Annotated in this window: 10 protein-coding genes; 5 read left to right on the top strand and 5 right to left on the bottom strand. The window is 75.6% G+C overall.

Features of this window, described 5'->3' with window-relative positions; translation table 11 throughout:
• The first annotated feature begins 30 nt into the window (after nt 1-30).
• Nucleotides 31-1,209 carry a PP2C family protein-serine/threonine phosphatase gene (locus ACZ5D2_RS06690; protein WP_468927673.1) on the top strand — a complete coding sequence of 393 codons (1,179 nt, stop codon included), beginning with the start codon at nt 31-33 and terminating at the stop codon, nt 1,207-1,209.
• Between the two features lie 25 nt (nt 1,210-1,234).
• Here the strand turns inward: ACZ5D2_RS06690 and ACZ5D2_RS06685 are convergent, their stop codons facing one another.
• The 3 genes from ACZ5D2_RS06685 to ACZ5D2_RS06675 form a co-directional block, all read right to left on the bottom strand.
• Entirely contained in the window at nt 1,235-3,343 is a 2,109-nt protein-coding gene (locus ACZ5D2_RS06685; RefSeq protein ID WP_371680309.1) for a SpoIIE family protein phosphatase, read from the bottom strand.
• A 177-nt stretch (nt 3,344-3,520) separates the two neighbouring features.
• Nucleotides 3,521-4,600 carry an alpha/beta hydrolase family protein gene (locus ACZ5D2_RS06680; RefSeq protein ID WP_468927668.1) on the bottom strand — a complete coding sequence of 360 codons (1,080 nt, stop codon included), beginning with the start codon at nt 4,598-4,600 and terminating at the stop codon, nt 3,521-3,523.
• Nucleotides 4,597-5,532: a zinc-binding dehydrogenase gene (locus tag ACZ5D2_RS06675; protein ID WP_468927665.1), complete on the bottom strand. Its 936-nt coding sequence runs from the start codon at nt 5,530-5,532 to the stop codon at nt 4,597-4,599. Before ACZ5D2_RS06675 ends, ACZ5D2_RS06680 begins: the two co-directional genes overlap by 4 nt.
• A gap of 88 nt (nt 5,533-5,620) precedes the next feature.
• On the opposite strand from ACZ5D2_RS06675, the gene ACZ5D2_RS06670 reads away from it, so the two are divergent.
• Nucleotides 5,621-6,559, top strand: coding sequence for a LysR family transcriptional regulator (locus ACZ5D2_RS06670; RefSeq protein ID WP_468927662.1), 939 nt, complete (start codon nt 5,621-5,623; stop codon nt 6,557-6,559).
• Nucleotides 6,560-6,619: 60 nt separating this feature from the next.
• Here ACZ5D2_RS06670 and ACZ5D2_RS06665 read toward each other — a convergent pair whose 3' ends face one another.
• A complete protein-coding gene (locus ACZ5D2_RS06665) occupies nt 6,620-8,686 on the bottom strand; it encodes a phosphocholine-specific phospholipase C (protein WP_468927659.1) in 2,067 nt (688 codons plus the stop codon).
• 268 nt (nt 8,687-8,954) lie between these two features.
• Here ACZ5D2_RS06665 and ACZ5D2_RS06660 point away from each other — a divergent pair, with 268 nt between their 5' ends.
• A complete protein-coding gene (locus tag ACZ5D2_RS06660; RefSeq protein WP_468927656.1) occupies nt 8,955-10,280 on the top strand; it encodes a cytochrome P450 in 1,326 nt (441 codons plus the stop codon).
• A gap of 204 nt (nt 10,281-10,484) precedes the next feature.
• Here the strand turns inward: ACZ5D2_RS06660 and ACZ5D2_RS06655 are convergent, their stop codons facing one another.
• Nucleotides 10,485-10,997 (bottom strand): hypothetical protein, encoded by a 513-nt coding sequence (locus ACZ5D2_RS06655; protein ID WP_371680315.1) that lies wholly within the window; start codon nt 10,995-10,997, stop codon nt 10,485-10,487.
• Between the two features lie 242 nt (nt 10,998-11,239).
• On the opposite strand from ACZ5D2_RS06655, the gene ACZ5D2_RS06650 reads away from it, so the two are divergent.
• A complete protein-coding gene (locus tag ACZ5D2_RS06650) occupies nt 11,240-12,445 on the top strand; it encodes a sensor histidine kinase (protein WP_468927652.1) in 1,206 nt (401 codons plus the stop codon).
• Nucleotides 12,442-13,107 carry a response regulator transcription factor gene (locus ACZ5D2_RS06645; RefSeq protein WP_371680317.1) on the top strand — a complete coding sequence of 222 codons (666 nt, stop codon included), beginning with the start codon at nt 12,442-12,444 and terminating at the stop codon, nt 13,105-13,107. The genes ACZ5D2_RS06650 and ACZ5D2_RS06645 overlap by 4 nt, the downstream gene beginning before the upstream one ends.
• The last annotated feature ends 81 nt before the right edge of the window (nt 13,108-13,188 follow it).

The raw sequence follows: 13,188 nt of genomic DNA, 5'->3' as shown, positions 1-13,188 counted from the left end.
GCACGGGGCCGCCCGGCGGGCGGAGGCACCGTGTCGGATCGCGACAGCCGCGCGTGGGTCCCGACGCCGGACGAGACCCTCGACGCGATCGGCACGACCGACGACGAGCACACCACCTGCCGGGAACTCGCCGCCTTCCTCTTCCGCGCCCTCTGCGACGCGGTGGCCGTCGACCTGACCGGTGAGGCCGGGCGCGTCGAGCGGGTGGCCGAGGCGGGCGCCGCCGGCCTGCTGCGGCCCCCGGGCCCCGGAGCGGGCGCCGCCGTCCGGGCGGTCGACGCCGGGCACCCGCTGCGCAGCTGGACGCTGCGGCCGGGCGGCCCCCCGGTGCACGGCCTGTCCGTCGAGCTCGCCCGCCAAGGGACCTCGTACGGGATCCTCCTCGTGGTGCGCACCGGCGCGGCCTTCACCGACCGGGAGGCCGCCGCCCTGCACTTCGCGGCGCGGGTCGCCGCCGTGCACGTCCGCCACGCCCGGAGGCTCGCCGCCACCGAGAGCGTGGCGCTCGACCTCCAGCGGGCCCTGGTCTCGGACCCCGGCCGGCCGCACCCCAACCTCCTGATCGCGGGCCGCTACCTGCCCGTCGGGCCGAGCGCGCTCGTCGGCGGCGACTGGTTCGAGACGGTGCGCCTGCACTACGGGCGGACCCTGCTGGTCGTCGGAGACGTCATGGGCCACGGCCTGGACGCCGCCGTCGACATGAACGCCTACCGCTCCACCCTGCGCGAGGTCGCCTCCACCGACCTGGCCCCCCACCGGGTCCTGCGCCAGCTCGACGCCGTGGTCTCCGAGGACGCCGGGCGGCGCCCCGCGACCTGCCTCCTGGTCCGGGTCGACCCCGCCCGCGGGACCGCGGTGTACGCCAGCGCCGGCCACCTGCCGCCCGCGGTGTTCGCCGCCGACGGCACCGGCCGGCTCCTCGACGTCCCCGTCGGCCCCCCGCTGGGCACCGGCCTCGGCGGCTACGAGTCCGCCGCCCACCCCCTGGCCCCCGACGAGACCCTCCTGCTCTACACCGACGGGCTGGTCGAACGCCGGGGCGAGGACATCGACACCTCCCTGGCCCGCCTCACCGCCCTGCGGCTGCCGCGCGGCGCCGGCATCGCCGAAGCCGCGGACGCGATCGTCGGCGGCCTCGACGCCCTCCACGCCGAGGACGACGTCGCCGTCCTCGCGGCCCGGATCCGCTCCCGCTCCCCGCACCCCTGACCCGCACCCCTGACCCGGGGTCCCGTCAGGGGAGGGCGCGGGCGATCAGGAGGGCGACGTCGTCGTGGGTGTCGGGGCGGCGCAGGGCGGACAGGAGCAGGTCGCAGGTCTCCTCGATGGGGCGGTGCGGGCCGGCCAGGAGGTCGGTGAGGGTCAGCAGCCGGGTGTCGATGTCCTGGTCGCGGGTCTCCACCAGCCCGTCGGTGTACAGCACCAGCTCGTCCCCGGGGGCCAGGGTCAGCGCGGTCGTGAAGAACGGGATGCCGCCGACGCCCAGCGGGACCGCCGACTTCAGGCGCAGGAGCTGCGGGTGGCGACCGCCGCGCAGGTGGACCGGGGGCAGGTGACCGGCGGTGGAGAACAGGCACAGCCGGGTGTGCGGGTCGTAGACGGCGTAGACGCAGGTGGCCATCGCCTCGCCCAGGTCGGCGGTCGCCGCGTCCAGGTGGGTCAGGACCGTCGCCGGGTCCAGACCCAGGCGCCCCAGGGCGCGGGCGGTGGCCCGCAGCTGTCCCATGGTGGCGGCGGCGTTGATGCCGCTGCCCATCACGTCCCCGACGACGAGCGCGGTGCGCTCCCCGGTGAGGGGGATGACGTCGAACCAGTCGCCGCCGGTCTCGTCGGCGGCCCCCGCGGGCTGGTACCGGTAGGCGATGTCCAGGCCGGGGGACGCCGGCGGTGACTGGGGGAGCAGGTGCTGCTGGAGGGTGAGGGCGGCGTGCCGCTGGCGCTGGAACCAGCGCGCGTTGTCGATGGACACCGCCGCGTGGGCCGCGAGTTCCGAGGCGAGCAGCACGTCGTCCGGCCCGAACGGCGCCGGGTTGCGCGCCCGCTTGAGGTCCAGCGCGCCCAGGACCTGTCCCCGGGCGATGAGCGGCACCGCCAGGTACGAGTGCAGGCCCGCCTCGCCGAGCAGCCGGGCCGCGTCCTCGTCGCGGGCGATCCGGGGCAGGTCCTCGGGCAGCACGTGCGGGACGAGGACGGGCCGCCCGGTGCGGGCGCAGCGGGAGACCAGCCGGGCGGGGCCGTACAGGGCGACGTCCCCGACGGGGTCGGCGGCCGCCTCGGCGGGGGTGCGGTAGGCGGACTTCACCGCCAGCGCCCGGAACCGTACGCCCAGATCGCCCGGATCCCCGCCCGGCCGCAGACCCGTCAGGACCGTGTCGAGGACGTCGACGGCGGCGATGTCCGCGACCTCCGGGACGGCGACGTCGGCGAGTTCCCGGGCGGTGATGTCCAGGTCGAGGGTGGTCCCGATGCGGACGGAGGCGTCCGCGATCAGGGACAGGCGCCGCCGGGCGTGGGCGGCGGACACGGCCGTACGGTGCTGTTCCGTCACGTCCATCACCGACACGGCGACGCCGATCACCCGGTGGGCCTGGTCGTCCAGCCGGTAGAGCGACACCAGCCAGGCGCGCTCGCCCTCGTCGTCCGCGGCGATCCGGCCGGTGGTGAACTCGTCCAGCACGGGCACGCCCGTCGCCATGACCTCGCGCATCCGCGCCTCGATGGCCGAGCCGTCGAGGAAGGGCAGGATCTCGGCGATCCGCTGGCCCAGGTGCCGGTCGGCGGAGACGCCGTTGATGCGTTCCAGCGCCGGGTTGACCAGCACGTAGCGCAGATCGGTGTCGAGGACGGCCAGCCCGATGGGGGACTGGTCGACCAGGCGCAGGGAGAGGGCCAGGTCCCGCTCGACCCGGTGCAGGGTGGCCTGCTCGGAGGCGAGGCCCAGGGCGAAGAACCGGCCGTTGTCGGCCTGCAGCCGCATGTTGCGGAACTCCACCAGCACGGTACGGCCGTCCCGGTGGCGTACGGGGAACACCCCCGTCCAGGAGCCGGAGTCCCCGCCCGCCATGACCCGGGCGAACAGCCCCAGCACCTCCTCGCGGTCCTCGTCCGCGATCAGCAGCGCCGCCGCGTACCGGCCGAGGGCCTCCTCGGCCGTGTATCCGAACAGGGTGGCGGCCTGCGGGCTCCACAGGGTGATCCGGCCCTCGGCGTCCAGGAGGACGGCGGCCACGCCCAGGACGTCGAGCAGGGCGCCCGCGGCCACGGACCCGGCCGCCGCGGACCTCACCGCCCCGCGCCGTGCCCCGGCGCGCGGGGCGCGGGGAGCGGGCTGCCCATCGGTCATGCAGGCCTCCTCACCCGGACGGACCTCCTTCCATGCTGCGTCCCCGCTCCCGGCCCTGCGACCCGTGCCGGGCACCGGGGGTGCCGGGGCGGGAGCGGAGCGTGCCGGGGCGGGCCCGGGGCAGGGGTCCGGGGCCGGGGTCCGGGGCCGGGGTCCGGGGCCGGAGGGGGGGGGCGGTCAGGTCCGGCCGGGGGCCGTCAGGGCTTCGGCCAGCCAGTCCGCGGTGCGGGCCAGCCAGTGCGGGTGGGCGTTTCCCAGCAGGTGGTCGCCGTGCGGGACCAGGAGGTACTCCCCGCGCGGGGCGAGCGCGGCCAGCCCCGCCCCGTTCACCACACCCGGGATGACGTCCCGCCCGCCGTCCACCACCAGCAGCGGGCAGGCGATGTCCGGCGCCACCCCCGACAGGTCGACCCGGCCGGTGAAGGCGCGCGCCCGCCCCACCCCGCCGGCGCGCCCGGCGAGCAGCTCCCGCAGGACGGGCGGCAGACCGTCCCAGTCGAGCCGCAGTGGCCCGCTCACCGTGGCCGCCGCGGCCACGCGGGGTTCGAGGGCCGCGCTGCGCGCCGCGTACCAGCCGCCCAGGCTGAGGCCGATGAGCCCGACGCGGTCGACGCCGAGCGCGTCGACGACCCCGGCCACCACCTGCTCGTAGTCCGGCCGGAGGGTGCTGGACGGGGCGAGCACGCCCTGGCCCGGCCCGTCCATGGCGAACACCGCCAGTCCCCGGTCCAGCAGCGCCCCGGTGACCGCGTGGAACTCTTCCTTCCCGGAGTCCAGGCCCGGAACCACCACCACGGTGGCCGCCGCGTCCGCCGCCCCGCGCAGCCAGCCGGCGAAGGAGTCCCCCTCGATCCGCCGCGCCCCCGGCTCCAGCAGGGCCAGCGCCCGTCCCATGGCCGCGTCGGCCTCCGCGGCGGCCCGCGCCCGGGCCCGCCCCCGCGGGTCCGGGCCCAGCGTCGCGAAGTGGAACCAGCGGGCCGCGACCTGGAGGTGCCCGCCCTCGGAGACGGTCGAGGCCGCCCGCTCAGCGCGGGCGAGGTGGCGCCGGCCCGCGGCCGCGAACGCCTCGGTCCAGCCGTCGGCCAGAGCCGGGCCACCCGTCACCCACCGGTACTCGTGCGGGTCGAGCCCGGCCCCCGTGGCCCGGCTGAACCGCTCCTCGGCGACAGCGGCGGCGGTGGTGGCGGTGGTGGCGCCGAGGGCGTCCTCGGGGGATGCGGTGTCCGCGGCCGCCGCAGCGGCCGGTGCCCGGCTCATCGGGCCGCCCCCGTCGTCAGGCCCGTCGTCAGCACGGCCTTGCCGCGGATCCGCCGCTCCCGCAGGTCCACCAGCGTCCCGGCGGTCCGCTCCCAGTCCGCGACCCGGTCGATCTCCGGGTGCAGCCGCCCGGCCCCCACCAGGCGTACGAGGGTGTCCAGATCGTCGGCGTACGGGGCCCCGGCGTAGTGGAAGTGCCGGATCGAGGCGCCCTCCGGACCGGCGAAGAAGTCGAAGAAGTCCAGGGTCGCCGGGGTCCTGGAGGCCTGCCCGAACCACACCAGCAGTCCGCCCGGCGCGAGCCGGGACAGCGCCACCGCGAGGGCGGGGCCGCCGGTGGACTCCAGCACCACGTCGAACGGCCCCCGCGCCGCGGCCACCTCGTGCACGACCGCCGCCGCGCCCAGCCGCCGCAGCCGCTCCCCGCGCGCCGCGGTCGCCGTCACCACGGTGACCTCGGCGCCCGCCGCGGCCGCCAGCTCGGTGACGTAGTGCCCCACGCCACCCGAAGCGCCGGTCAGCAGGACGCGGCGGCCCGCCAGGCTCCCCGCCGTGCGCAGCAGCCGCAGGGCCGTGATCCCGGCCAGCGGCAGCGCCGCGGCCCGGACCGCGTCGATGCCGTCGGGCAGGACGGCCAGCGAATGAGTGGGCACGGCCACGTACTCCGCCCAGCCGCCCAGCGGCGGATGGCCCACCACCCGGGTCCCGATCGGCGGGCCGGAACCGTCGGCCGCCGCCTGCACCACCAGCCCCGCGACGTCCTTGCCGGGGAGCAGACCGGGCTTCGGCCGCTCCAGCAGAAACGTCTCGCCGCGGTTCGGCGCGAACGCCTCGACACGGACCAGCACCTCGCCGTCGGCCGGTACCGGCTGGACGTCCTCGACGAACTCCACCGGCCGTGCCGGATCTCCCGTGGGAATCAGTCTCCTCATGCCCGTCATGGAACCGGCGGGCCCGCGGAGCGGTCCAACAACCCGCGGGAGGGGACGACAACCAGGGGTTGTCGCCTAAGGTGAGGGCGTGGATCTTGATCTCGCGCAGGTGCGCGCCTTCGTGGGTACCGCACGGGAACTGCACTTCGGCCGGGCCGCCGAGAGGCTCTCCGTCTCCCAGCAGGCCCTGTCGAAACGGATCGCCCGCCTGGAGTCCGCCCTCGGCACGCCGTTGTTCGACCGGGGCGGCGGCCAGGGCGTCCGGCTGACCGACGCGGGCCGCCGGTTCCTCGAACCGGCGCGCCGGACCCTGGCCGCCGCCGACCGCGCCGTGGCCGCCGTACGGGACGGGCACCGGCCGCTGAGGGTCGACGTGTGGGGCCACCTGTACGCGCCGATGCGGACGCTCGCCCCGGTGGCGGCGGCCGCCGGGGAGGCGGCCCTGGAACCGGGTCACGGCCGGGACCTGCCGGCGGTGGCCGCCGCGCTGCTGCACGGGGACGTCGACGCCGCGTTCGGGCGCGTCCACCCGCCGCTGCCGGCGGGACTGACGCACCGTCTGGTGCGCCTGGAGCCGGTCGACGCGGTCCTGGGAGCGGACCATCCGCTGGCGGCGGAGCCCGAGCTGCGGCCCGAACAACTGCGGGGCGGAGTGCTGTGGACCCCCGGGGCGCTGGACCGCCTCGACTTCCTGCACCGCTTCGCCCGCCGCTTCGGCGTCACCGAGCACGCCGAGAGCCCGAACCTGGGCCCCGACCACTTCCTGTCCGGGCTCCGGGGCGACCCGCGGCGCTTCACGCTGATGCCGGCGGACGTGCCGCTCCCGCGGACCCCGGGCATCCGGTCCGTGCCGCTGGTACGGCCCACCCCGCTCTACGCCTGGTCGCTGCTGTGGCGCGCCGCGGACCCCCACCCGGGGCTCCCCGCCCTGCTGGCCGGGCTCGCGGAGGAGGCCGGGCGCAGCCGCTGGCTGGAGTACGACCCGGCGCGCGACTGGCTGCCGGAGCCGGAGCCGGAGTCCGCGTAGGGGTACGGGCGCGGGGCGGACCCGAGCGGCCGCCCGCCGGGCGACCGCTCGGGGAGGGCGTCAGGAGGACTGGTCCGTCAGGATCCCGGGGTCCGACAGGCCTGCCGCTCCCGTTTCGACCTTGCCCGCGAAGCGGCGCAGGAAGTCCGGTGCCCCGGACGCGGTGACCGTCACGTCGTACCAGCGCCGCGTGTTCCTCAGCGGGACGGCGTACGTGACCGTCGCGCCCTTGGCGACGGTGAGGCGCTTGGGGCCGCCCCCGTAGGCGTTGGTGACCGTCAGGATCGCCGCCGAGGCCCCGGCGTTGGTGAGGGTGAGGTCCAGGTTCCCGGTGGTGGCGTTGTGGCGGGCGGTGACCTCGGGGCCGGGGGTGGTGCCGGGGTTGCGGAAGCCGCGCAGGAAGCCGTTGGGGCCGTGCACGGTCAGGTCGGTGACACCGGCCGAGTACCGCGTGTTCCAGACGTCCGCGATCGACTTGCCGGCCTCGGCGGTGTAGGTCCAGGGGGCATCGGTGCGGTTGCCGGAGGTGACGTGGAACTGCGCGCCCAGGTCCGGGCCGCCGCCGAAGGTCAGCCGGAACTTCCCCTCCCCGGTCAGCGCGGCGCCGTCCACGTACGGGGCGTACTTCAGCGCCCGCGTGGGGCGCAGGCCCTTCTCCTGGCGCGGTACGGCTCCCTCGGCCGGCGGGGCGGGCCGGAAGTCGGGGTGGCGGTCGCGGTCCTGCGGGTACCAGGCCCCGGTGTCGGGCAGCCGGACGGAGGCGGTGTCCTTGCGGGCGAAGTCGAAGGCGGAGGTGAGGTCTCCGCACACGGCGCGGCGCCACGGCGAGATGTTGGGCTCCCGCACCCCGAAGCGCCGCTCCATGAAGCGGATGACCGACGTGTGGTCGAAGGTCTCGGAGCAGGAGTACCCGCCGGTGCTCCAGGGGGAGACGACGAGCATCGGGACGCGCGGGCCGAGGCCGTACGGTCCGGCGACGTACCCGGGCTTGCCGGGGAAGACGTCCAGGGCGGTGGGCGTGGTGGACAGGCCCTGGGAGGCGTCGGCGGGGGCGTACGGGGGGACGACGTGGTCGAAGAAGCCGTCGTTCTCGTCGTACGTGATGAAGAGGGCGGTACGGGCCCACACGTCGGGGTTGGAGGTGAGGGCGTCCAGCACCTGCGCGATGTACCAGGCGCCGTAGTTGGAGGGCCAGTTGGAGTGCTCGCTGAAGGCCTCGGGGGAGGCGATCCACGAGACCTTCGGCAGTGTGCCGGCGGCGACGTCGGCACGCAGCCGGTCGAAGTACCCCTCGCCCGCCTTGGCGTCGGTGCCGGTCCGGGCCTTCTCGTACAGGGGCTCGCCGGGCTTGGCGCCCCGGAAGCTGTTGAAGTAGAGGAGGGAGTTGTCGCCGTAGTTGCCGCGGTAGGCGTCGTTGATCCAGCCCCAGGAGCCGGCCGCGTCGAGGCCGTCGCCGATGTCCTGGTAGACCTTCCAGGAGATCCCGGCCGCCTCCAGGCGCTCGGGGTAGGTGGTCCAGCCGTAGCCCGCCTCGGCGTTGTTGAGGACCGGGCCGCCGCCCGTGCCGTCGTTGCCGGTGTGGCCCGACCAGAGGTAGTAGCGGTTGGGGTCGGTGGAGCCGATGAACGAGCAGTGGTACGCGTCGCAGATGGTGAACGCGTCCGCGAGGGCGTAGTGGAAGGGGATGTCCTCGCGCGTCAGGTGGGCCATGGTCGTGGCCGTCTTGGCGGGGACCCAGTTGTCGTACCGGCCCTTGTTGAAGGCGCTCTGGCCGCCCGCCCAGTCGTGGTTGAGGCCCTGGAGGAACTCCATGCCGAGGTCGTCGGACGGCGGCCGGAAGGGCAGTGTCTCCTTCGTGCCGTCGGACTGGTGCCAGACGGACTTGCCGCTGGGCAGGGTCACCGGGCGCGGGTCGCCGAAGCCGCGGACGCCGCGCAGCGCGCCGAAGTAATGGTCAAAGGAACGATTCTCCTGCATGAGGACCACGATGTGCTCGACATCGGCGATGGTGCCGGTGCTCCCCTGCGCGGGGATGGCGGCGGCCCGCGCGATGCTCTCGTCGAGCATGGTCAGGGCGGCGGCGCCGCCCGCGAGCTGCAGGAAACGGCGGCGGTTGAGTTCTGCCATGGCGGTACGACCTCTGTGGTTGAGGGTGGTTGAGCGCCCCCAGCACAGCGCGGCCGGGGTACCGGACAGGGAGCCTGACGTGACGGCAGCGGATACACCAGGCGAACGGCAGCCGGATTCCGACGGAGTTCGGCCAGACGGCGACCCGGAAGGGCACGAACCGGCCCCGTCGGGGGGCGGCCTGTCGCGGGGAGCCCGCGCTCCCCTACAGTGCGTGATGTCCGCACCCGGCACGTGACGACGCACACCCGCCGAACAGGAGCCCACCGTGGCCACCGACGCAGGCCCCGGCCGCCTCCCCGTCCCGTCCCCGGCCGGCCGCCGGGTTCCCGAGCTCGACCCCGCCCTCGTCGCCGAGTGGAGGGCCGGGGGAGGGGAACCGATCGACCTCTTCACCCTGGCGCGCGAACGGCTCGGCGGTATCGCGGCGTTGGACCTCGGCGCCGCTTCCGGGCCGGCGGTCCTCGTCACCGGGCCGCAGGCCGTCCAGCACGTGCTCGCGCTCCGCCCGGACCGGTACGTCAAGCGCTCGCACCGGGCCCGGCTGCTGATCGGCGACGGGGTCCTGGCCGCCACCGGCGACGCGTGGCAACGGCAACGGCGGCTGCTGCAGTCCCAGTTCACCGGCCCGGGGATGCGCCGCTACGAACGGCGGATCACCGGGGCCGCCCGGACCGCCGCGGGGCGCTGGGCCGGGTACGCCCGTACCGGCCGGGTCTTCGACGTCGGCGACGAGATGCGCCGCTTCGCCCTGGACACCATCTGGCGGTCCCTGACCGGGCATCCCCTCGACCCGGTCACCGAGCGCGAACTGGGCGCCGTGGCGCACGTGGTGGCCGAGCTGCCCACCCTGCCGGCCGACGGGGGAGCCGCCCGGGGGGCCGTCGCGGCCGAGCTGGCCCGGATCGACGCCGTGGCGAGCCGCGCCATCGAGGCCGCCCGCGACGGCACGGCCGGACCCGACGGCCCGGGCCTGCTGCACGTGCTGCTCGACGCGGCGGGAACGCGCCCCGAGTACACCGACCGGCTGGTCCGTGACGAGCTGGTCACCCTCCTGGTCGCCGGTCACGAGACCACCGCCACCACCCTGACCTGGCTCCACCTCCTGCTGGACCGGAACCCGCGGGCGCGGGAACGGGCCCTGGCCGCGGGCCCCGAAGGCTCGCCCGAGCGGCGGCAGGCGGTCCAGGCCCTCGTCCACGAGACCCTGCGCCTCTACCCGTCCGCCTGGATGCTGCCGCGCAGCGCGGCGCGCGACGACGACCTCTGCGGGTACCGGATCGCGGCCGGCACCGACGTCCTGGTCTGCCCCTACCTCACGCACCGCGACCCGGGGGTGTGGGAGGATCCCGGGCGGTTCGACCCGGCGCGCTTCACCGTCCCCGGCCGGCGCCCCGCCCATCCGGGGAGCTACCTCCCGTTCGGCATGGGGCCGCGGGCCTGCCTGGGCCTGCGGTTCGCCCTCCTGGAGTCGACCGTCCTCCTGGAGCACCTGCTGCCCGCCCGCGCACCGCGCTTCCGCTCCGTCCCGGAGGGGGCCGCGTACAGCATCACGGTGCGTCCCGACGGGCCCACGCCCGCGACGCTGGGCTGACCCCGGGGCGGGGGCCCTTGCGGTGCACGGTTCCGGTCCGGGCGGTGCGGGGTAGCGTTCGGGCGGTGCGGGGTACCGATCCGGGCGTACGGTCCGGTCCGGCCGTACGGTCCCGGTCCTGCCTTAGGGTCCCGGTCCGGGCCCGCTCGCGCCCGCCCCGGCGGCGTACCGGCCCGAGCGGGTGCGGGCGGGCCCGGCCGCCGGTCAGTGGAAGAGCATGGAGGCGCCCCCGGCCGCCGTGGTGACGGAGCCCGGGCACAGGAAGCTGCCCGAGGTCTTGGTGGCGGTGAAGGCCCGGTTGACGTACTTCCTGGTCGTCCCGTCGCGGTCCCACATGATGTTGGTGGCCTTGTACCGGCAGGAGATGAAGCTCTGCTGCCCGGTGATGTCGATCAGGTCGGTCCGGGCGGTCGCGGCGGTGTCGTCGAAGGTGAAGACGGGGTTGTTGTTGAGGGAGGCGGTGATGCTCCCGTCGCAGGCGAGGTTGCCGCCGGGCTTGTTGATGCTGGTGCGGTCGACGGTGAGGGCGGCGGGGGGATTGGCGTCGGCCCGTGCGTTGGTCCAGCCGCAGGTGTTGCCCGCGACGACGATGACACCGTCGACCTTCTGGTCGGCGGTGGGTGACGCGGTGGCGGTCGTGACGCCGGCGACGGTGGCCGCGAGCGCCAGTGCGGCGATGCCGAGCTTCTTCCGGTGGGGCTGCGTGAGGTGCAGCATGTCGCTCCTCCTTGACACGTCCTTGTGGGGGTGTGGTGCGAGGCCGGTGCGGAGTGCGTCACGGAATGTCCCACAGGGGTCTTGAGATGTCATGTGCACATCAGGGATTGGCCGGATCGCGCTGCGCCGCGGGGCGCGCGGGGAGGGGCGCGGCGTACTCGGGCGTACTACCGGGGGAGTACGCCGAAGACGCTACGCCGGGGTGACGCCGGTGACGCGGGCCCACGTCTAGCGTGACGGTCATGGAACAGCAGCGCGAACGCCACGGTCCGCCGTGGCGACGATGGGCGGAAGGAGCCGGGCGGGGCTCGGGCCTGCGCTCCGCGCTGCTCGTCGCCGTCCTGGCACAGGTCGGGTCCGGATGGGCGGCGCAGGCGCAGAGCGGTCGTATGCCGCTCGACGTGTGGGCCAGGATCCTGCTCCTGCTCGGGCCGGCCCTGCTGGTCGTGCGCCACCGCCACCCGGTGGCCGTGGTCTACGGGGTGAGTGCCGTCACCCTGGTCTACCTCGGAGCCGGGTACCCCTACGGCCCCGTCTTCGTCAGCCTGGCCGTGGCCTGTTTCGCCGCCGTCGTCTCCGGTCACCGCAGAGCCGCCTGGGGGGCCGTGGCACTGCTGTGGACCGGCCACCTGCTCATCGGGCACCGGCTCTACCGGTGGCTGCCGCCCGCCGGGGACGGCCCGGCGCCCTGGACGCAGGAGCTGGGCATCACCGCCTGGATCCTCGCCATGCTCGCCGTCTTCGAACTGGTCCGCGTCCGCCGCGAACAATGGTCCCGCGAGCGGCTCGAACGGGCGGCGGCCGCCCGCCGCCGGGCCGACGAGGAGCGGCTGCGCATCGCCCGCGAACTCCACGACGTCCTCGCCCACAGCATCTCCGTGATCAACGTCCAGGCGGGGGTCGGCCTGGCCCTGCTCGACACCGACCCCGAGCAGGCGCGCACGGCGCTCACCACGATCAAGGCGGCCAGCAAGGAGGCGCTCGGCGAGGTCCGCCAGGTCCTCGATACCCTCCGCGCCCCCGGCGCCGCGCCGCGCGCGCCCGCCCCGGGCCTGGACCGCCTCCCCGAACTCCTCGAACAGGCCGCGGCCGCCGGCCTGACCGTCACCGCCGCCGCCGAGGGGCGGCCCCGCACCCTGCCGCCCGGCGCGGACCTCGCCGCCTTCCGCATCCTCCAGGAGGCCCTGACCAACGTGGTGCGGCACTCCGGCTCGCGCACCGCCCGCATCCTCCTCACCTGGCGGCCGGACGGCCTCGAACTACGGGTGGACGACGACGGCCCGGCCACCGGGAACCCCGCGGGCGGCAGCGGCAACGGCCTCGCAGGAATGCGTGAGCGGGCCGCCGCCCTGGGTGGCACCATCGAGGCCGGTCCCCGCCCGGACGGCGGCTTCCGGGTGATCGCGAGACTCCCGCCCACGGCCGCCCCGCTCCAGGAGGAACCGTGATCAGCGTCCTGCTCGCGGACGACCAGCTGCTCGTCCGGGCGGGGTTCCGGGCCCTGCTCGACGCCCAGAGCGACATCGAGGTCGTGGGCGAGGCGTCGGACGGCGCGGAAGCGGTGCGGCTGGTCCGGGCCCTGCGCCCCGACGTGGTCCTCATGGACATCCGGATGCCGGGCGTCGACGGACTCGCCGCGACCCGGTCGATCACCGGGGACGGCACCCTGTCCGCCGTGCGGGTGGTCATGCTGACCACCTTCGAACTCGACGAGTACGTCTTCGAAGCCATCCGCTCCGGCGCTTCCGGTTTCCTCGTCAAGGACACCGAACCGGAGGAACTGCTGCGCGCGGTCAGGGCGGTGACGGACGGCGACGCCCTGCTGTCCCCCGGCGTCACGCGCCGTCTGATCGCGGAGTTCGCGGCCCGCTCCAGACAGCCCGCCTCCGCGGCGGGCCTGGAGCGGCTCACCGGGCGGGAGCGCGAGGTGATGGCCCTGGTCGGCATGGGGCTGTCCAACGAGGAGATCGCCCGTCGGCTGGTCGTCAGCCCGCTCACCGCGAAGACGCACGTCAGCCGGACCATGGTCAAGCTCGGCGCCCGGGACCGCGCCCAACTCGTCGTCCTGGCCTACGAGTCCGGGCTGGTCCGGCCCGGCTGGCTCGGCTGAGCTCCACTGCCCGGTTTACGGCCCACGGCCCGGCCCACCCCGTCGGCGCCGGGCGCCGGGGGTACTCCCCGGGAAGTACCC

Source organism: Streptomyces sp. NPDC031479, from assembly GCF_055581065.1.
This window is presented reverse-complemented; position numbering and strand designations above follow the sequence as displayed.

Bases quoted from the DNA above. Each gene is read 5' to 3' on its own strand.
- ACZ5D2_RS06685 (WP_371680309.1), bottom strand. From the start codon at position 3,343: ATGACCGATGGGCAGCCCGCTCCCCGCGCCCCGCGCGCCGGGGCACGG.
- ACZ5D2_RS06680 (WP_468927668.1), bottom strand. From the start codon at position 4,600: ATGAGCCGGGCACCGGCCGCTGCGGCGGCCGCGGACACCGCATCCCCC.
- ACZ5D2_RS06675 (WP_468927665.1), bottom strand. From the start codon at position 5,532: ATGAGGAGACTGATTCCCACGGGAGATCCGGCACGGCCGGTGGAGTTC.
- ACZ5D2_RS06665 (WP_468927659.1), bottom strand. From the start codon at position 8,686: ATGGCAGAACTCAACCGCCGCCGTTTCCTGCAGCTCGCGGGCGGCGCC.
- ACZ5D2_RS06655 (WP_371680315.1), bottom strand. From the start codon at position 10,997: ATGCTGCACCTCACGCAGCCCCACCGGAAGAAGCTCGGCATCGCCGCA.
- ACZ5D2_RS06650 (WP_468927652.1), top strand. From the start codon at position 11,240: ATGGAACAGCAGCGCGAACGCCACGGTCCGCCGTGGCGACGATGGGCG.